Raw genomic sequence first — 19,140 nt, 5'->3', positions numbered from 1 at the left:
GTCGGTCCTCGATCAACGCGGAACCACGATGTTACCCGGCCCGCCGCGCCGGAAAAATCATGAATATCGTTTATCCGGTTTATCAAATCCGACAGCGCGGCCGGGACAAAAAAAAGCACCCCGCAGGGTGCTTTTCGTCGGGTGCTACGGCATCACGCCAGCTTGCCGTGGCAAGCCTTGAATTTCTTGCCGCTGCCGCACGGGCACGGGTCGTTGCGGCCGACTTTCATGCCCAGGTACGTGGTGGCCGGATCGTCCGCCATCGCCGTGGTGCCCGGCGTCGCCGCGAGGGGCGCCATCAATTCTTCCGGTGCCGCCGTCGGGTCGAAGTCGGCGTGCTGGTAGTTGATGTTTTCCAGGTGCGCGGCGGCCGCCTGCATCGCGGCTTCCGCCGCCTCGACTTCCTCGCGGGTCTGGATGCGGACCGTCATGATGGTGCGGATCACTTCGTTCTTGATCTGGTCCAGCATGGCGCCGAACAGCTCGAACGCTTCGCGCTTGTATTCCTGCTTCGGGTTCTTCTGCGCATAGCCGCGCAGGTGGATGCCCTGGCGCAGGTGGTCCAGCGCGGCCAGGTGCTCGCGCCAGTGCGTGTCGATGTTCTGCAGCATGACGTTGCGCTCGAAGCCGCCGAACGCTTCCTTGCCGACGATGCCGACCTTCGCCTCGTACGACGCTTCGGCCGCAGCCAGCACGCGCTCGAGGATGTCGTCGTCGTTCAGGTTCGGCTCGTCCTCCAGCATCTTCGCCAGCGGCACCTGCAGCGCCCATTCGTCGGCCAGCACGCGTTCGAGCGTCGGGATGTCCCACTGCTCTTCCACCGATTCCGCCGGCACGTGCGTGCGCACGACGTCCGTGAAGACACCCGTGCGCAGCGATGCGATCAGCTCGGAGATGTCGGCCGCTTCCAGCAGCTCGTTACGCTGGGTGTAGATCACCTTGCGCTGGTCGTTGGCGACGTCGTCGTATTCGAGCAGCTGCTTGCGGATGTCGAAGTTGCGGGCCTCGACCTTGCGCTGGGCGCCTTCGATGGAGCGCGAGACGATGCCCGCCTCGATCGGTTCGCCTTCCGGCATCTTGAGGCGGTCCATCACGGCGCGCACGCGGTCGCCCGCGAAGATGCGCAGCAACGGGTCGTCCAGCGACAGGTAGAAGCGCGACGAGCCCGGGTCGCCCTGGCGGCCCGAACGGCCGCGCAGCTGGTTGTCGACGCGGCGCGACTCGTGGCGTTCGGTACCGATGATGTGCAGGCCGCCCTGCGCCACGACGTGGTCGTGCAGCGACTGCCATTCCGAACGCAGCTTCGCGGACTGCTCTTCCTTCTGCTCCGGCGACAGCGATTCGTCGGCCTCGATGAACTGGATCTGCTTCTCGACGTTGCCGCCCAGGACGATGTCGGTACCGCGGCCCGCCATGTTGGTGGCGATGGTGATCATCTTCGGACGACCCGCCTGCGCGATGATCTCCGCCTCGCGTGCGTGCTGCTTCGCGTTCAGCACGTTGTGCGGCAGGCCCGCCTTCGTCAGGATGCCCGACAGCAGTTCCGAGTTCTCGATCGACGTCGTGCCCACGAGGACCGGCTGTCCGCGCTCGTAGCAGTCGCGGATGTCGACCAGCATGGCCTGGTATTTTTCCTGCGCCGTCTTGTAGACCTGGTCCTGGCGGTCCTTGCGCTGCGACGGCTTGTTCGGCGGGACGACCACGGTCTCCAGGCCGTAGATCTCCTGGAATTCGTACGCTTCCGTGTCGGCCGTACCCGTCATGCCGGACAGCTTGCCGTACATGCGGAAGTAATTCTGGAACGTGATGGACGCGAGCGTCTGGTTCTCGTTCTGGATGCGTACGCCTTCCTTCGCTTCCACGGCCTGGTGCAGGCCGTCGGACCAGCGGCGGCCCGTCATCAGGCGGCCCGTGAATTCGTCGACGATCACCACTTCGTTGTTCTGCACGACGTAGTGCTGGTCCTTGTGGTACAGGACGTGTGCGCGCAGCGCGGCGTACAGGTGGTGGATCAGCGTGATGTTGGCGGCGTCGTACAGCGACGCGCCTTCCGGCAGCAGGCCCATCTTCGTCAGGATGGCTTCGGCCTTTTCGTGGCCGGCCTCGGTCAGCAGCACGGTGTGCGCCTTCTCGTCCTTCGTGTAGTCGCCCGGGACTTCGACCTGGCCCTTGCCGTCCGGCGTCTCTTCGCCGATCTGCAACGTGAGCAGCGGCGGGACTTCGTTGATCTTGTGGTACAGCTCCGTGTGGTTCTCGGCCTGGCCGGAAATGATCAGCGGGGTACGTGCCTCGTCGATGAGGATCGAGTCCACTTCGTCGACCACGGCGAAGTTCAGGCCACGCTGCACGCGCTCGCGCATCTCGTACACCATGTTGTCGCGCAGGTAGTCGAAGCCGTACTCGTTGTTGGTGCCGTAGGTGATGTCGGACGCGTATGCCTTCTGCTTGCTGTCGTGGTCCATCTGCGACAGGTTCACGCCCGTCGTCAAACCGAGCCAGCCGTACAGGCGGCCCATCTGCTCGGCGTCGCGCTGGGCCAGGTAATCGTTGACCGTCACGACGTGCACGCCCTTGCCGGACAGCGCGTTCAGGTACACGGGCAGCGTGGCCATCAGCGTCTTGCCTTCGCCCGTGCCCATCTCGGCGATCTTGCCGTAATGGAGGACCATGCCGCCGATCAGCTGCACGTCGAAGTGGCGCATCTTCATGACGCGCTTCGCGGCTTCGCGGCAGACGGCGAACGCTTCCACCAGGATGTCGTCCAGCGTCGCGCCCCCGGCCAGGCGTTGCTTGAATTCGTTCGTCTTTGCCTGGAGATCGGCGTCGGACAGCGCTTCCATCTGCGGCTCGAGCGCGTTGATGTCGCGCACGGATTTTTGGTATTGCTTGAGCAGACGCTGGTTACGGCTGCCGAAAATCTTGGTCAGGAATGACATGCTGTGTTCTTCAAAAGTACGCCGCGAAAAAGGTCCGAGGAGCCCCGGATGATAGCAAAAACATATCCTCCTGAGAGCGCCAATGGCAAAAAGCCACCGATTTTATCATGCGATCCGGCCACACTTGGGGGTCGCGGGGCGTATCACAAGTGCGGCTGGCAAAAAATGTTATCAAACTGCATTCGATTTCACACAGCGCGCACGATTGTTCGCGGCAGGGGGCGCGGCTGTGGTATGTTCCGAGCATGCAGTCCCCGAACAATCAGCGTCCCTTCCACATCTACGGCACCCGCGACCGCAAGACGTCGTTCGGCGCCACCGACTTCCTGCGCGCCAACGACCGCCTCGCCGCGCTCATGCCGACCGCGCTGCGCGTCGGTAACCTGCAGCGCGACGTCAAGAACATCCTGCCGCCGATGTACGCCGGCTGCGACGTGCTGTCGTTCCAGGATGCCGTGCTGACCCTCGCCGTGCCCTCCTCGGCCGTGGCGGCCAAGCTCAAGCAGCAGCTGCCGAAGCTGCAGGCGAGCTTGCAGAAGAAGGGCTGGCAGGTGGACAACGTGCGCATCAAGATCCAGATGCGGCCGAACGTGCCCGTGCGCGAGGAGCTGAAACCGTCATCGCTGACGTTGCCGCCGACGGCGGTGGAAGCGTTCGAGGAATTGGGAGAGAGTTTGCCGGAGACGCCGCAGAATGCGGCATTGAAAGCGGCGCTCAAGCGGCTGGCGGAGCGGCGCAAAAACACGTGACCGGCGCGGACCTCAACACGACGCGCACGTTACGCGTGGGCTCGGGGAGCCCACCCTACGGCTGCGAGATTTCGTAGGGTGGGCACCCCGTGCCCACGCGGACATTTGCGAAGTGTTGGCGTTACACGTCGGCAGGAGATCGCCCTACGTCAGCGCCCACTCCCGCTCCATCTGCGCGCCATACGACACGGGCGCCGTTTCCGACGCGTCGAACGTGACGATCTCGTACGATTCCGGCTGCGCCAGCAGCTCGCGCAGCAGCAGGTTGTTCAGGCCGTGGCCCGATTTGTGCGCCTCGTAGCTGGCCAGCAGCGGCGCGCCGACGAGGTACAGGTCGCCGATCGCGTCGAGGATCTTGTGGCGCACGAACTCGTCTTCGTAGCGCAGCCCGTCCGCGTTGAGGATGCGGTACTCGTCCATCACGATCGCGTTTTCCAGCGAGCCGCCGCGCGCCAGGCCCATGCCTCGCAGGCTTTCCACGTCCTGCATGAAGCCGAACGTGCGGGCGCGTGCGACCTCGTGCACGTACGAGACCTTGCCGAAGTCGACGACGGCGCGCTGCGTCGTGCCGTCCACGGCCGGGTGGTTGAATTCGATGAAGAAGTCGAGCTTGAAGCCATCGTAAGGCGTCAGGCGCGCCCATTTCTCGTTGGCGCCGCTGCCCTGGCGGACTTCGACCGGTTTCAGCACGCGGATGAATTTCTTCGCAGCGGCCTGCTCCTGCACGCCCGCCTGCTGCAGCAGGAACACGAACGACGACGCGGAACCGTCCATGATCGGGATCTCTTCGGCCGTGACGTCCACGTACAGGTTGTCGATGCCGAGGCCGGCACAGGCCGACATCAGGTGTTCGACGGTCGAGACGCGCGCATTGCCCTGCGTGAGCACGGACGCCATGCGGGTATCGCCCACGATGTCGGCATTCGACGGGAACTCGACGACGGGGTCGAGGTCGACCCGGCGGAACACGATGCCCGTATCGATGGCCGCGGGGCGCAGGGTCAGCTCGACCTTGGTGCCGGAGTGCAGGCCGACACCTGTTGTACGCACGAGCTGTTTGATGGTTCGTTGTTTGAGCATCGTTCGATTATATCGTAGGGCTTTCGGACGCGCCGGCGGGCTCCTCGGACCGGTGGCGGGAACACCACGTTTTCAGGGATGCTCGGCCTCGGCGTGCACGGTTTCGTGGCGGATCAGGTACAAGCCGCTGCCGATGATGATGGCGCCGCCCAGCAAGGTATATGCATCCGGCAAGGTTTTCCACATGAGCCAGTCGATCGCCACGCCCCAGGCCAGCGCCGTGTACTCGAACGGCGCCACCACGGACGCCTCGCCATGGCTGAACGCTTCCGTCAGCGCCAGCTGGCCGAAGAAACCGCTGATGGCCAGCGACAGGATCAGGACCCAGTGCTCCGCCTGCACGGACACCCAGGCAGGTGCGGCGAGCGGCGTCGCGCCCGCGGCCATCAACACCATCAGCCAGAACATCATGTGCTCGCCCCGGTCCGTGCGCGCGAGCACGCGGCCGGCGACGGCCGACACGGCATAGCACACGGCCGCGGCCAGCACGGCGAGCCCGCCCAGCGAGAAGAAGCCGGCACCGGTCGGGCGCAGGATCACGAGCACGCCGGCCATGCCGACGCCGATCGCGATCCAGCGTGCACCGTTCACCCGCTCGCCCAGCACGATGACGGACAGCGCCGTGATGAGGATCGGGCCCACGAAGAAGATCGAATAGGCTTCGGCCAGCGACAAGGTCTTGAGGCCGTAGGTGAACAGCGACAGCATCGCGATGCCGATCGCGCCGCGCAGCAGGTGCAGCGGCCAGCGGATGCGCAAGAGCGAGCGCTGGCCGCCGCGCCAGAATAGATAGGCGCCGACGAGCGGCAGCGCGGACAACGCGCGGATCGCCGCCACCTGCATCGCGGGGAAGTGCGCGGACAGCAGCTTCATCGTCATGTCCATGATGGAGAACATGGCGACGCAGACCAGCATCGCGCGGATGCTGCGCATATTCCCCGCGAGCCGGCTCACGGGAGCGTCCCTCACAGCGGCTTCTCCATGAACAGCGACAGCGGGTCGTCCCGATAGTCGCCGAACGGTTCGCACCGTTCGAAGCCCAGGCGCTCATACAGGCCGATCGCTTCCGGCTGATGAATACCGGTCTCCAGGCGCAACACCGACAGGCCGGACATCCGCGCGAACATCACCAGATGCTCGAGCAGCTTGCGGCCCGTGCCGAGACCGCGCTTGCGCTCGTCCACGAACATGCGTTTGACTTCGCCATAGTGCTGCTTGTTGACGAGCGCCGCGCAGCCGACCGCGCCACCGTCGATGTCGCGCGCGACGAGGAACAGCACGTCGCCCTGCATCAGCGACGCGATGTCCAGCAGGTGGTTGCTCTCGGCCGGATACAGCGCGGCGCAGTACGCGTCGAGGCGCGCGAGCATGTCGCGCACCTCGAGCTGGTCCGGCGTTTCGGTGTTGATGATCAAGGGTCGATCAGCCCAGTTGCTTCAGCAGCGTCTCGGCCGACGACACGTCGAAGCCGCCGGTTTCCACGTTCAGCTGCTTGACGACGCCATCCTGCACGAGCATCGAGTAGCGCTGGGAGCGCACGCCGAAGCCCTTGGCGACGAGGTCGAATTCCAGGCCCAGGGCCTTCGTGAACGCGGCGCTGCCGTCGGCCATCATGCGCACGGTGCCGGTGGCCTTCTGGTCGCGGCCCCACGCGCCCATCACGAACGCGTCGTTGACGGAGATGCACCAGATCTCGTCGACACCCTTGGCTTTCAGTTGGTCCGCGAGCTTGATGTAGCCCGGCAGGTGCTGGGCCGAGCACGTCGGCGTGAATGCGCCCGGCAGGCCGAAAATGGCGATGGTCTTGCCTTTCACGAGGTCGGACACGTTGAACGTGTTCGGGCCGAGCGCGCAACCTTCGGTTTCGACGTCGATGAATTCTTGCAGGGTGCCTTCCGGCAGGCGGTCGCCGATCTGGATGGTCATGATGGGATTCCTTTCGAGTTTGAAGAATCCGCAAGTATGCCTGATATGCCAGATTTCGGCTTGGTGGGCACGGGGTGCCCACCCTACGGCATCGGACAATCGTAGGGTGGCCCCCCGTGCCCACGCGCGACGTCGGCGTAACGCGCATAAAACGAAAGGCCAGGCTGCTTGGAACAGCCTGGCCCCGCATCATGGAGCGCCGGTGGTCAGCCGGCGTTGGAGTGTGCTGCTTAGTCGGCTTGCTTGCGCAGGAACGCCGGGATGTCGTAGGTTTCGACGCCGTTGTTCTGCATCGCGCGCACCTGCTCGGACGCCTGCTCGCGGCGCCACACGGCCGGCTGCTTCATGCCGTCCATCGCGCCGGCGCCGGTGGCCGAACCCATCGTCACGCCGCCCGTCACACCAGGCGTGCCCGACATCATCGGCGCGCCGTACGTGCCGGTGCGCAGGACTTGCTGCGGCTGCACCAGCGAGATGCTGGCCTTGTTCTTGCCCAGGCCCGTCGCGACGACGGTCACGCGCAGTTCGTCGCCCATCTCGTCGTCGTAGGCGATGCCTTGTGCGATCGCGGCGTCCGGTGCGGCGAACGCGCGCACGGCAGCCATGACTTCCTTGATCTCCTTGCCTTTCAGGCCGCGCGACGCGGTGACGTTTACCAGCACGCCCTTCGCACCCGACAGGTCGATGCCGTCCAACAGCGGCGATGCGACGGCCTGTTCGGCGGCGATGCGCGCGCGGTCGACGCCCGACGCGGTCGCCGTGCCCATCATGGCCTTGCCCTGCTCGCTCATGATGGTCTTCACGTCGTTGAAGTCGACGTTGATGTGGCCCGGGACGTTGATGATCTCGGCGATACCGGCGACGGCGTTGTTCAGCACGTCGTCCGCATGCTTCATCCAGTCCAGCATCGATTCGTCTTCGTAGATGTCTTCCAGCTTCTCGTTCAGGATGACGATCAGCGAGTCGACGTGCTTGGTCAGTTCGGCCAGGCCGTTTTCCGCGACGTCCATGCACTTCGCGCCTTCGTACGAGAACGGCTTCGAGACGACGGCCACGGTCAGCGCGCCCAGGCTCTTGGCGACTTCCGCGACGATCGGCGCGGCGCCCGTGCCGGTACCGCCACCCATGCCGGCGGCGATGAAGACCATGTGCGCACCGCGCAGCGCGTCTTCGATGCGCATGCGCGATTGCTCGGCCAGCTGGCGGCCGATTTCCGGACGCATGCCCGCACCCAGGCCGGACTCGCCGATCTGGATGATGTTGTGGGCGCCCGATGCGGCCAGCGCCTGGGCGTCGGTGTTGGCCGCGATGAATTCCACGCCCGCCACGCCCTTGTTGATCATATGTTGAACCGCATTACCACCCGCGCCGCCAACGCCGACGACCTTGATGACCGTGCCCAATGCTGCGTTATCGACCATATCGAACTCCATGATGAACTCCTAATCTCGATGAGCCGTTTCCAAGCCCGAATCCTCGCGGACATCGCCAGGACTCGAGATTGGAAACGCGCCACTATTTTAAAAATGTTTCGTGTCCGTTACCAAGCAAATCTGCTACTAGCTGTTACTAAACCTCGAAAAACCCGCCACGCGTTGCGTTTACGTTGTTCCAATCCTGGCCCACGCGCGCTGCGGTCCTTCGCCGCCTCAGAAATTCCCGAGGAACCACTCTTTCATTCGCTGCCACACCGCCTTCACCGAACCATCCTGACGCGTGACGATGTGACCGCGCAGGTACTGCTTTTTCGCTTCCAGCAGCAGACCGAGGACCGTCGCATAGCGCGGGCTACGCACGACGTCCGCCAGTTGGCCGCGGTATTCCGGCGTGCCGAGGCGCGCCGGTTTGAGGAATATGTCTTCCGCCATCTCGATCATGCCCGGCATGATCGACGAGCCGCCCGTCAGCACGATGCCCGACGACAGGACGCCTTCGTAGCCGGATTCGCGCACGACCTGGTGCACCATCGCGAACAGTTCTTCGACGCGCGGCTCGATCACGGCGGCCAGCGCCTGGCGCGACAGCGAACGAGGTCCGCGGTCGCCGAGGCCCGGCACTTCCAGCGTCTCGCCCGGATCGGCCAGCACCTGCTTGGCCACGCCGTAGCGGATCTTGATCTCTTCCGCCTCGCCCGTCGGCGTGCGCAGAGCCATCGCGATGTCGCTCGTGATCTGGTCGCCGGCGATGGGGATCACGGCCGTGTGGCGGATCGCGCCGTCACTGAAGACCGCGATGTCGGTGGTGCCGCCGCCGATGTCGATGAGGACGACGCCCAGTTCCTTCTCGTCGTTCGTCAGCACGGAATCGGCCGACGCCATCGGCTGCAGGATCAGGTCCGAGACCTCGAGCCCGCAGCGGCGCACGCACTTTACAATATTCTGCACGGCCGACACCGCACCGGTGACGATGTGCACGCGCACCTCGAGGCGGATGCCGCTCATGCCGATCGGCTCGCGCACGTCTTCCTGGTTGTCGACGATGAATTCCTGCGGCACCGTGTGCAGCAGTTGCTGGTCGGTCGGGATGTTCACGGCCTTCGCCGTCTCGATCACGCGGGCCACGTCCGTGGCCGTCACTTCCTTGTCCTTGATGGCGACCATGCCGCTCGAATTGAACGAGCGGATATGGCTGCCGGCGATCCCTGCATACACGTTGCGGATCTTGCAGTCGGCCATCAGCTCCGCTTCCTCGAGGGCGCGCTGGATGGATTCGACGGTCGCTTCGATGTTGACGACAACGCCCTTCTTCAAACCCTTGGACTCGTGCTGACCGAGTCCGATCACTTCATGGCGCCCATCGGCCATCACCTCGGCCACCACCGCCACCACTTTCGAGGTGCCGATGTCGAGGCCGACGATCAGGTTCTTCGCGTCTTTTGTCATGTTTGCTGTCGCCTGCTTAGTTAGATCTGCTTCGTTGTTTTGGTAGTCGTTTTTTTCTTAGCCGCCTTGACTGGCTTGGTCGCATCCGCGGGGATGCTCAGTGCTGCCGACGACAGGGCCAGGCCGTTCGGATAGCGCATGTCGATGGTGTCGATGCGCCCTTCCTGCAACCTCGCGACCAGCTGGGGATAGATGCTCACCAGCCGCTGCACCCGCGCATGCAGCGTGTCGTTGTCCTTCTCGCGTCCCAGCTCGACGCTCATCCCATTGTTCAACTTCACGGTCCACGCGTACCGGTTCGACAGGCTGATCGACTCCGGTACCAGGCGGATCGGCGCGAACCAGCCGCGCAGTTCCGCGAAGCGCGTCAGCACTTCCTTCTCGCTGCCGGCGGGACCCTCGAACGCAGGCAGTTCGTGGTCCTCGTCGGCCTCGGCCAGGTTGGCCGTGAACACGTCCCCCTTCACGGACAGCAGCTTGCCGTCCTCGCCCCACGTGCCCAGCGCCTCGTGCTCTTCCACCTGCACGATCAGCTGGTTCGGCCACTCGCGCCGCACGCTGGCCTTGCGCACCCACGGCACGGCTTCGAACGTGGTCCGTACCTGTTCGAGGTCGGTCGTGAAGAAGTTACCGCTGATCTTCCCGATCACGCCGTTACGCACCGTCAGCTCGTTCACGTGCTGCAGGTCCAGCCCGTACATGCTCTCGACCCGCACCGCGCGCAAGGTGAACATCGGGCGCTGCGACAGCCACCACACTCCCGACGCCACGCAGGCGAGCGCCACCAGCGCGGTGAGCGCGCTGGCGATTGCGTTCAGAGCTCGCACGTCATGCCACATCTTTATTCCCTAGTCCTTTACTTCTTCGCCTGGCCGGCCTTCAGGCTGGCGGAGCGCAGGATATCCACGCACAGGTCTTCGTAACTCGTGCCTTCCGCGCGCGCCGCCATCGGCACGAGCGAGTGCGTCGTCATCCCCGGCGACGTGTTCACCTCCAGCAGGAACGGCGCGTTGTCCGTGTCGCGCAGCAGCACGTCGATGCGGCTCCAGCCTTCGCAGCCGAGCGCACGGTACGCGTTCACCACATGCGCCTGGATCGCGGCCGTCGTCTCCGCGTCGAGCGGCGCCGGGCAGTGGTATTGCGTATCGTCCGTGAAGTACTTGTTCTGGTAGTCGTAATTGCCTTCCGGCGCGACGATCTCGACGATCGGCAACGCGCGTGCCGTGGGGCCCGTGCCCAGCACCGGCACGGAGAATTCGCGGCCCTGGATGAACTGCTCGACCAGCACCACCTTGTCGTACTGGCGCGCCAGGTCGACGGCGGCCTGCAGTCCGGCGGCGTCCGTGACCTTCGTGATGCCGATCGTGGAACCCTCCAGCGGTGGCTTGACGATCAGCGGCAGGCCCAGCTCGGCGACGATCGCATCGGCGTCGACGGCCGCGTCGGCGGCGATGGTCACGTACGTCGGCGTCGGCACGCCGGCCGCCAGCCACACGATCTTCGTCGTGACCTTGTCCATGCCGACGGAGGATGCCATCACGCCGCTGCCCGTGTACGGAATGCCCAGCAGTTCCAGCGCGCCCTGCAGGGTGCCGTCCTCGCCGTAGCGGCCGTGCAGTGCGATGAACACACGGTCGAATTTTTCCGCGGCCAGTTCGGCCAGCGAGCGCGCGGCCGGGTCGAACGGATGGGCGTCGATGCCTTTCGAGCGCAGCGCCTGCAGCACGCCGCTGCCCGAAATCAGCGAAATCTCGCGCTCGGCGGACCGGCCGCCGAACAACACCCCGACCTTGCCCAGGGCTTTTGCGTCGGTTTCAGAAATGCTCACGATGCTACCTTTTGATTCGAAGTCAGTTGATGGGGGACGCCACCGATGGAGCCGGCGCCCATGGTCAGCACGACGTCGCCGTCGCGCGCCACCTTGAAGATCGTCGCCGGCATGTCGGCGATCGCTTCCACGAAAATCGGTTCGACCTGGCCGCCCGCGCGCAGCGCACGCGCGAGCGCGCGGCCGTCGGCCGCGACGATCGGGGCTTCGCCGGCCGGATAGACCTCCGCCAGCAGCAGCACGTCCGGCGCGGCCAGCACCTTGACGAAGTCCTCGAACAGGTCGCGGGTGCGCGAATAGCGGTGCGGCTGGAATGCCAGCACGAGACGGCGGCCCGGATACGCGGCGCGCGCGGCAGCCAGCGTGACCTGGGCTTCCACGGGGTGGTGGCCGTAGTCGTCGACGAGCGTGAAGCTGCCGCCGTCAGGCAGCGCGACGTCGCCGTAGCGCGTGAAGCGCCGGCCCACGCCATTGAATTCGCGCAGGCCCTGCGCCGTCGCCGCGTCGGGCACGCCGATCTCGCGCGCGATCGCGATCGCGGAGCACGCGTTCAGCACGTTGTGCATGCCCGGCTGATTCAGCACGAACTCCGTGTCCGGATAGCCCCGCTGGCGCACGGTGAAATGCATCTGGATGCCCTCGGCGCGCGCGTTCAGGGCGCGCACTTCCGCGTCTTCCGAGAAGCCGTACGTCGTCACGGGCTTCGTCACCTGCGGCAGGATGGCCCGCACGTTCGCGTCGTCGATGCACATCATGGCGCGGCCATAGAACGGCAGGCGGTGCGTGAAGTTGACGAACGCGCCCTTCAGCTTTTCGAAGTCGTGCTCGTACGTCTCCATGTGGTCGGCGTCGATGTTCGTGATCACCTCGATCATCGGCGACAGGTTCAGGAACGACGCATCCGATTCGTCCGCCTCCGCCACGATGTATTCGCCGCTGCCCAGCTTCGCATTGGCGCCGGCGCTGTTCAGGCGGCCGCCGATGACGAACGTCGGGTCGAGGCCGCCCTGCGCGAGCACCGACGCGACGAGGCTCGTCGTCGTCGTCTTGCCGTGCGTGCCGGCGATGGCGATGCCGCGCTTCAGGCGCATCAGCTCACCCAGCATGATCGCGCGCGGGACGATGGGCACCTTCGCGGCGCGCGCGGCGACGACTTCCGGATTCGCTCCGTTGACGGCGGTCGACGTGACGACGGCGTCGGCGCCGGCGATGTTCTCCGCCGCGTGGCCGATGCGCACGTCGGCGCCGAGGCTTTGCAGGCGCTGGCTGGCCGCGTTCGACGCGAGGTCCGAGCCGGACACTTTATAGCCGAGGTTCAGCAGCACTTCCGCGATGCCGCTCATGCCGCTGCCGCCGATGCCGACGAAGTGAATGTGTTTGATCTTGTGTTTCATTGTCCGCCGTTTGCCAGTTCTTCGAGTACGCGCGCGATCGCCGCATTGGCGTCGCGCCGTCCCACCGCCTGCGCCGCCTCGGCCATCGCCAGGCAGTCGTCGCGCGTGGTCGTTTGCAGCAGCTGCGCGAGCCGCTGCGGATTCAATTCGCCTTGCGGCAGGTGCACCGCGGCCTTCTGCCCCGCCATCCAGGTCGCGTTGTCGCGCTGGTGGCTCGTCGTGCTGGCGACGAACGGCACGAGCACGCTCGCGACGCCGGCCGCCGTCAGTTCCGACACGGTGATCGCGCCCGCGCGGCAGATCACGAGGTCGGCGTTCGCATATTCCGCCGCCATGTCGTCGATGAAGTCGACGACATTCGCCTGCACGCCTGCCTGCGCGTACGCGGCGCGCAATGCGTCGATGTTCTTCTTGCCCGACTGGTGGGTCACCGTCGGCCGCAGTCCTGCGGGAATCAGCGCGAGTGCCGCGGGCACGCTGTCGTTCAGGACTTTTGCGCCGAGGCTGCCGCCGACGACGAGGATGTTCAACGGGCCGCTGCGATTGGCGAAGCGGTGGCCCGACGACGGCATCTCGAGGATTTCCTTGCGCACCGGATTGCCGGTGACGATGGCCTTGCCCGCAGCCTTGCCGAAATCCGCGGGGAAGCCGAACAGCACGCGCTGCGCGAGCGGGGTCAGGGTCTTGTTCGACAACAGCAACGCGGCATCGGCATTCACGAGCGCCAGCGGAATGCCGCGCGACCGCGCCATCATCCCGCCCGGCACCGTCACGTAGCCGCCCATGCCCAGCACGACGTCCGGGCGGCGCAGTGCCAGGTATTTGCGGACCGAGGCAAAGCTGGCGACGAGCTTGAACGCGCCGGACACGGTGTGCGCGAGGCCCTTGCCGCGCATGCCGGCGAAGTCGATCGAATCCAGCGCGATGCCGTGCTTCGGCACGATGTCCTTTTCCATGCCGTGCATCGTGCCCAGCCACGACACGTCCCAGCCGCGCTCGCGCATCGTCTGCGCGATGGCGATGCCGGGGAAGATGTGGCCGCCGGTGCCGGCCGCCATGATCATCAGGCGTTTGCTCATTGGCGGCCTCCCCGCATCCGTACCCGGTTTTCGTAATCGATGCGCAGCAGGATCGCGAGGCCGACGCAGTTGAACAGCACGCCGGAACCGCCATAGCTCATCAAGGGCAACGTGAGGCCCTTCGTGGGCAGCAGGCCCAGGTTCACGCCCATGTTGATGAACACCTGCACGCCGACCCAGATGCCGATGCCTTTCGCGGCAAGGCCGGCGAAATGCTGTTCCAGCGCGATCGCTTGGCGGCCGATGTCGAACGCGCGCTTGACGAGCCAGTAGAACAGGCCGATCACGACGAGCACGCCGGCCAGGCCCAGTTCCTCGCCGATGACCGCCATGATGAAGTCCGTGTGCGCTTCCGGCAGGTAGTGCAGTTTCTCGATGCTCCCGCCCAGGCCCACGCCGAAGATCTCGCCGCGGCCGAACGCGATCAGCGAGTGCGTCAACTGGTACGCCTTGTCCAGCGCATTGCCCTCTTCCCACGGGTTCATGTACGCGAACATGCGCGCGCGGCGGAACGGCGAGAACGCGATGATGGTCGAGAACACGAGCACGAGGACGGCGCCGATGCCGCCGAACCAGATCATGTTGAAGCCGCCCAGGAACAGGATGCCCATCGAGATGCAGACGACGACGCCGAACGCGCCAAGGTCGGGCTCAAGCATCAGCAAGGCGCCGACGAGCCCCATCGCGGCGGCCATCGGCATGAAACCCTTTGTCAGCTTGTGCATGAACTGCTGCTTGCGCACCGTGAAGTCGGCCGCGTACAGCACGGACACCACCTTCATGATCTCGGACGGCTGCAGGTTGAACACCTTCAGCGACAGCCAGCGCCGCGCGCCGTTGACGGACGTGCCCACACCCGGCACCAGTACGAGCGCCAGCAGCACGAGCGTGGCGACGAACATCAGCGGTGCGAGCTTCTGCCACGTCGCGACGGGAATGCGGAATACGAACAGGCCTGCCACCATCGAGATCACGATGAACATGGCCTGGCGCACGAGGAAATAATTGTTCTTGCCGGCCAGGTAGGCGAACTTCGGGGAATCCGGCAGCGCAATCGAGGCCGAGTAGACCATCACCATCCCGAACAGCATCATCAGGATCACGACCCACACGAGCGGCTGGTCGTATTCCATCATGCGCGACGGCCGCGCGCGCGTCGCGATCGTCGCGTCGGCGGCGCTGCCGCCGAACTTGAAGGGAATCTGGAACGCCATCAGATCTCCTGTCCCTTCTCGAGTGCGATGTCGCGCACGGCGTCGACGAACACCTGCGCGCGGTGCGCGTAGTTCGTGAACATGTCCAGGCTCGCGCACGCGGGCGACAGCAGCACGACGTCGCCGGACTTCGCGAGACCGCTGGCGCGGCGCACGGCTTCCGGCAAGCCCGGCAAGTCGAAGCACGGCACGCCGGACGGTTCGAGCGCGGCGCGGATCGCGGGACCGTCGCGGCCGATCAGGAGCACGGCGCGCACGTAGCGCGAGCACGGGCCCGCGAGCGGGCCGAAGTCCTGCCCTTTGCCATCGCCGCCCGCGATGAGGAGGATCTGGCGGTCCGTCTCGCCGAACGTCTTGCCCAGGCCTTCCAGCGCGGCGACGGTGGCGCCCACGTTGGTGCCTTTCGAGTCGTCGTAGTACTCGACGTTGTCGATGCTCGTGACGAGTTCCACGCGGTGCGGCTCGCCCTGGTATTCGCGCAGGCCGTGCAGCAGCGGCGCGAGCGGCAGGCCGACGGACCTGCAAAGCGCGAGTGCCGCCAACGCGTTCGAGGCATTGTGCAGGCCGCGGATGTGCAGCGCATCGGCCGGCATCAGGCGGTTGACCGTGATCTCGATGGGCTCCGCCGGTTCGTTCTTCTTTTTCTTCTTTTCGGGTTCGTCGGCCGGATTCGCGTTCGCGAGCCACAGCACGCCGCGCTCGCTCACGAGGCCGAAGCTGCCCGGCGCGTCGGGCTCACCCGTGCCGAACGTCGTCACGGCGGCGCCAGGTGCCGTCATGGCCATCACGACGGCGTCGTCGCGGTTCAGCACGCGCACGGTATCCGCGCCGAAGATGCGAGCCTTGTCGGCGGCGTATGCGGCCATGCTGCCGTGCCAGTCGAGGTGGTCCTGCGTGATGTTCAGGACGGTCGCCGCGTCCGGGTTCAGGCTGTACGTCGTGTGCAGCTGGAAGCTCGAGAGTTCCAGCACCCAGGCTTGCGGGAGTTCACCGGCATCGATCACTTCGCGCAGCACGTCCAGCGCCGCGGGGCTGATGTTGCCCGCGACCTTCGTCGTCAAGCCCGCGCGGCGGCACAGCAGGCCCGTGAGGCTCGTGACCGTCGTCTTGCCGTTCGTGCCCGTGATGGCGATGACTTTCGGCGCATAGCCCTGCTCCGCATTCAGCGCCGACAAGGCTTGCGCGAACAGCTCGATCTCGCCCCACAGCGGCACGTGGCGCGCGGCGGCAGCCGGCGCGATCTCCGCCAGTTCGCGGTCCGGCGCGAGGCCGGGACTGACCGCGACGAAGTCGACGCCGTCCAGCAGGCTCGCCGCGAACGGGCCGGCGACGAAGTCCGCGTCCGCCACGGCCGCACGCAATGCGGGCAGGCGTGCCGGCTCGGCACGCGTGTCGGCCACGCGCACGCGGGCACCGCGGCGCGCGAGCCACAGCGCCATCGCCAGGCCCGATTCGCCGAGCCCCAGTACCAGTGCGGTCTTGCCTTCGTAGTTCATCGTTCGCCCATCAGCGCAGTTTGAGGGTGGAGATGCCGATCAGGACGAGGATCATCGTCACGATCCAGAAACGCACGACGACCTTCGTCTCCTTCCAGCCCTTCTGTTCGAAATGGTGGTGCAGCGGCGCCATCAGGAACACGCGGCGTCCCTGGCCATATTTTTTCTTCGTGTACTTGAACCAGCTGACCTGGATGATGACGGACAGCGTCTCGGCGACGAACACGCCGCCCATGATGAACAGGACGATTTCCTGGCGCACGATGACGGCGACGGTGCCGAGCGCGCCGCCCAGCGCCAGCGCGCCCACGTCGCCCATGAACATCTGCGCGGGGTGCGCGTTATACCAGAGGAACGCGAGGCCCGCGCCGGCCATCGCGCCGCAGAAGATCAGCAGTTCGCCTGCGCCCGGGATGTGCGGGATGAACAGGTATTTCGAATACGTCGCGTTACCGGTCAGGTACGCGAACAGGCCCAGCGCGCCGCCCACCATCACGGTCGGCATGATGGCGAGGCCGTCGAGGCCATCGGTGAAGTTGACGGCGTTCGAGGCGCCCACGATCACGCAATACGTGAGCGCGATGAAGCCCCACACGCCCAGCGGATAGCTGATGGTCTTGAAGAACGGGACGATCAGGTCGGCCTTCGGCGGCAGGTCCATCGAGAAGCCGGACTGCACCCACGCGAAGAACAGCTGCCACACTTCCCACGGCGTCGCGGCCGAGACGGAGAACGCGAGGTACAGCGACGACGTGATGCCGATCAGCGACATCCAGAAATACTTTTCGCCCGAGCGCATGCCTTCCGGGTCTTTGTAGACGACCTTGCGGTAGTCGTCGACCCAGCCGATGGCGCCGAAACCCAGCGTGACGACGAGCACGGGCCAGATCAGGCGGTTCGACAGGTCGCACCACAGCAAGGTGGACACGCCGATCGCGATCAGCACGAGCACGCCGCCCATGGTCGGGGTGCCGTGCTTGGTCAGGTGCGTCTGCGGGCCGTACGTGCGCACGGCCTGGCCGACCTTCAGCGCCGTCAGCTTGCGGATCACGGCGGGACCGCACAGCATGCCGATGCTGATGGCGGTGATCGTCGCGAACACGGCGCGGAACGTGATGTAGTTGAAAACGCGCAGCGGACCGATGTAGTCCCGAAAATATTGTGCGAGCCAGAGCAGCATAAGTCTAGTGGGCTTCCTTGCCGGTGTTGGTTGATGCGATCAGGTGTTGGACCACGCGTTCCATCTTCATGAAGCGCGAGCCCTTCACCAACACAGTTGCGTCAGATTTGCTGCCCAGTCGTTGATCCAGTGCTGCCAATAATTCGTCGAACTGCTCGTAGTGTTGCGCTCCCGATCCGGTCATGTGGCGAGCCAGGTCGCCGGTCGCGAGCACGGTGTCGATGCCGCGGCTTGCGGCATACGCACCGATTTCCTGGTGAAACTCGGGTCCTTGCGTGCCCACCTCGCCCATGTCGCCCAGCACGAGGATGCGCGGCGCCGGGTACTGCGCGAGCACGTCGATGGCGGCGCGCACGGAGTCGGGGTTGGCGTTGTAGCTGTCGTCGATGACGGTGGCGCCGCACGTCGCCTGCTTGCGCTGCAGCCGGCCGCTGACGGGGGCGAACGCTTCCAGGCCGCGCACGATGGCGTCGACGGGAACGCCGGCGGCGAGCGCGCAGGCGATGGCGGCGAGCGCATTGCGCACGTTGTGGACGCCTGCGGCGGAGAGATTAATCGTGAAGCGTTCGACACCGGCTTGCACGGCGAGTTCGCTACCGAAACCGGTCGCCGTGTACGTCGCGCGCACGTCGCACCGGTCGTCCAGGCCGAACGTCATGACCTTGCGGTCGCCGGCCAGTTCGCGCCACAGCGCCGTGTACTCGTCGTCGCCGGGGAACACCGCGACGCCGTCCGCCGGCAGCGCCTGCAGCACGGCGCCGTTCTCGCGCGCCACGGCTTCCACCGTGTGCATGAATTCCTGGTGCTCGCGCTGGGCATTGTTGACGAGGGCGACGGTGGGCTCGGCGATGGCGGCCAGGCGCGCGATCTCGCCGGGGTGGTTCATGCCGAGTTCCACGACGGCGGCCTGGTGGGCGGTCGTCAGGCGCGTCACGGTCAGCGGCACGCCGATCTCGTTGTTCAGGTTACCCTGCGTGGCCAGGCGGCCTTCCGCGCCGAACGCGGCGACGAGGATCGCGGAGATCATTTCCTTGACCGTCGTCTTGCCGTTGCTGCCGGTGACGCCGATGACGGGGATGGCGAAGCGGCGGCGCCAGAAGTTGCCGATGCGGCCCAGCGCGGCGAGCGTATCGGGCACGACGACTGCCGGCAGCGGATAGTTGTCGGGCAGGCGCTCGACGACGACGGCCGCCACCGGGTTGCCGACCAGCTGGCCGAGGAAGTCGTGGGCATCGAAGCGTTCGCCGCGCAGCGCGACGAACAACGACCCCGGCATCACCTGCCGGCTGTCGGTCGACACGCCCTGGAAATAAGCGTCGCGCGTGACGTGCGCGCCTTCGATCGATCCCACGAGTTGTTCCAGCGAGCCGCGAATC

Annotated in this window: 16 protein-coding genes; 1 reads left to right on the top strand and 15 read right to left on the bottom strand. The window is 65.8% G+C overall.

The genetic code is table 11. The features are described 5' to 3' along the window. Nucleotides 1–152 precede the first annotated feature (152 nt). Nucleotides 153–2,936, bottom strand: coding sequence for a preprotein translocase subunit SecA (secA, locus tag HAV22_RS17290; protein ID WP_166860674.1), 2,784 nt, complete (start codon nucleotides 2,934–2,936; stop codon nucleotides 153–155). A 245-nt stretch (nucleotides 2,937–3,181) separates the two neighbouring features. On the opposite strand from secA, the gene HAV22_RS17285 reads away from it, so the two are divergent. Further along, nucleotides 3,182–3,685 carry a DciA family protein gene (locus HAV22_RS17285; RefSeq protein WP_166860673.1) on the top strand — a complete coding sequence of 168 codons (504 nt, stop codon included), beginning with the start codon at nucleotides 3,182–3,184 and terminating at the stop codon, nucleotides 3,683–3,685. Nucleotides 3,686–3,829: 144 nt separating this feature from the next. On the opposite strand, the gene lpxC is transcribed toward HAV22_RS17285, so the two are convergent. The 14 genes from lpxC to HAV22_RS17215 form a co-directional block, all read right to left on the bottom strand. Continuing rightward, nucleotides 3,830–4,765, bottom strand: a complete 936-nt coding sequence (gene lpxC, locus HAV22_RS17280; protein WP_166860671.1) for a UDP-3-O-acyl-N-acetylglucosamine deacetylase — start codon at nucleotides 4,763–4,765, stop codon at nucleotides 3,830–3,832. A 72-nt stretch (nucleotides 4,766–4,837) separates the two neighbouring features. Continuing rightward, on the bottom strand, nucleotides 4,838–5,680 hold the full coding sequence (locus HAV22_RS17275) for a DMT family transporter (protein ID WP_166860903.1): 843 nt from the start codon (nucleotides 5,678–5,680) through the stop codon (nucleotides 4,838–4,840). Nucleotides 5,681–5,730: 50 nt separating this feature from the next. Then, the gene (locus tag HAV22_RS17270) at nucleotides 5,731–6,180 is read right to left on the bottom strand and encodes a GNAT family N-acetyltransferase (protein ID WP_166860670.1); all 450 of its coding nucleotides are present in this window, start codon (nucleotides 6,178–6,180) and stop codon (nucleotides 5,731–5,733) included. A gap of 7 nt (nucleotides 6,181–6,187) precedes the next feature. Beyond that, the gene (locus tag HAV22_RS17265; RefSeq protein ID WP_166860669.1) at nucleotides 6,188–6,691 is read right to left on the bottom strand and encodes a peroxiredoxin; all 504 of its coding nucleotides are present in this window, start codon (nucleotides 6,689–6,691) and stop codon (nucleotides 6,188–6,190) included. A gap of 230 nt (nucleotides 6,692–6,921) precedes the next feature. Then, nucleotides 6,922–8,124, bottom strand: coding sequence for a cell division protein FtsZ (gene ftsZ / locus HAV22_RS17260; RefSeq protein ID WP_166860667.1), 1,203 nt, complete (start codon nucleotides 8,122–8,124; stop codon nucleotides 6,922–6,924). A 216-nt stretch (nucleotides 8,125–8,340) separates the two neighbouring features. Next, nucleotides 8,341–9,573 (bottom strand): cell division protein FtsA, encoded by a 1,233-nt coding sequence (ftsA, locus tag HAV22_RS17255; protein WP_052233471.1) that lies wholly within the window; start codon nucleotides 9,571–9,573, stop codon nucleotides 8,341–8,343. A 20-nt stretch (nucleotides 9,574–9,593) separates the two neighbouring features. Beyond that, nucleotides 9,594–10,412 (bottom strand): cell division protein FtsQ/DivIB, encoded by an 819-nt coding sequence (locus tag HAV22_RS17250; RefSeq protein ID WP_166860666.1) that lies wholly within the window; start codon nucleotides 10,410–10,412, stop codon nucleotides 9,594–9,596. Between the two features lie 17 nt (nucleotides 10,413–10,429). Next, complete coding sequence (locus HAV22_RS17245; RefSeq protein ID WP_166860665.1) at nucleotides 10,430–11,401, bottom strand: D-alanine--D-alanine ligase; 972 nt, start codon at nucleotides 11,399–11,401, stop codon at nucleotides 10,430–10,432. After that, complete coding sequence (murC, locus tag HAV22_RS17240; RefSeq protein ID WP_166860664.1) at nucleotides 11,398–12,795, bottom strand: UDP-N-acetylmuramate--L-alanine ligase; 1,398 nt, start codon at nucleotides 12,793–12,795, stop codon at nucleotides 11,398–11,400. Before murC ends, HAV22_RS17245 begins: the two co-directional genes overlap by 4 nt. Then, complete coding sequence (murG, locus tag HAV22_RS17235; RefSeq protein ID WP_229421285.1) at nucleotides 12,792–13,874, bottom strand: undecaprenyldiphospho-muramoylpentapeptide beta-N-acetylglucosaminyltransferase; 1,083 nt, start codon at nucleotides 13,872–13,874, stop codon at nucleotides 12,792–12,794. The genes murC and murG overlap by 4 nt, the downstream gene beginning before the upstream one ends. Next, nucleotides 13,871–15,088 carry a putative lipid II flippase FtsW gene (gene ftsW, locus HAV22_RS17230; protein WP_166860662.1) on the bottom strand — a complete coding sequence of 406 codons (1,218 nt, stop codon included), beginning with the start codon at nucleotides 15,086–15,088 and terminating at the stop codon, nucleotides 13,871–13,873. The genes murG and ftsW overlap by 4 nt, the downstream gene beginning before the upstream one ends. Further along, the gene (gene murD / locus HAV22_RS17225; RefSeq protein WP_166860659.1) at nucleotides 15,088–16,584 is read right to left on the bottom strand and encodes a UDP-N-acetylmuramoyl-L-alanine--D-glutamate ligase; all 1,497 of its coding nucleotides are present in this window, start codon (nucleotides 16,582–16,584) and stop codon (nucleotides 15,088–15,090) included. The genes ftsW and murD overlap by 1 nt, the downstream gene beginning before the upstream one ends. Nucleotides 16,585–16,594: 10 nt before the next feature. Then, entirely contained in the window at nucleotides 16,595–17,764 is a 1,170-nt protein-coding gene (mraY, locus tag HAV22_RS17220) for a phospho-N-acetylmuramoyl-pentapeptide-transferase (protein WP_166860657.1), read from the bottom strand. Between the two features lie 4 nt (nucleotides 17,765–17,768). Beyond that, a complete protein-coding gene (locus HAV22_RS17215; RefSeq protein WP_166860900.1) occupies nucleotides 17,769–19,139 on the bottom strand; it encodes a UDP-N-acetylmuramoyl-tripeptide--D-alanyl-D-alanine ligase in 1,371 nt (456 codons plus the stop codon). Between the last annotated feature and the right edge of the window lies 1 nt (nucleotide 19,140).

Source organism: Telluria antibiotica (assembly GCF_011682055.1).
Taxonomy (GTDB): Bacteria; Pseudomonadota; Gammaproteobacteria; order Burkholderiales; family Burkholderiaceae_D; genus Telluria; species Telluria antibiotica.
The sequence above is the reverse complement of the archived record's forward strand: the minus strand, read 5'-3'. Positions and strand labels throughout refer to the sequence as shown.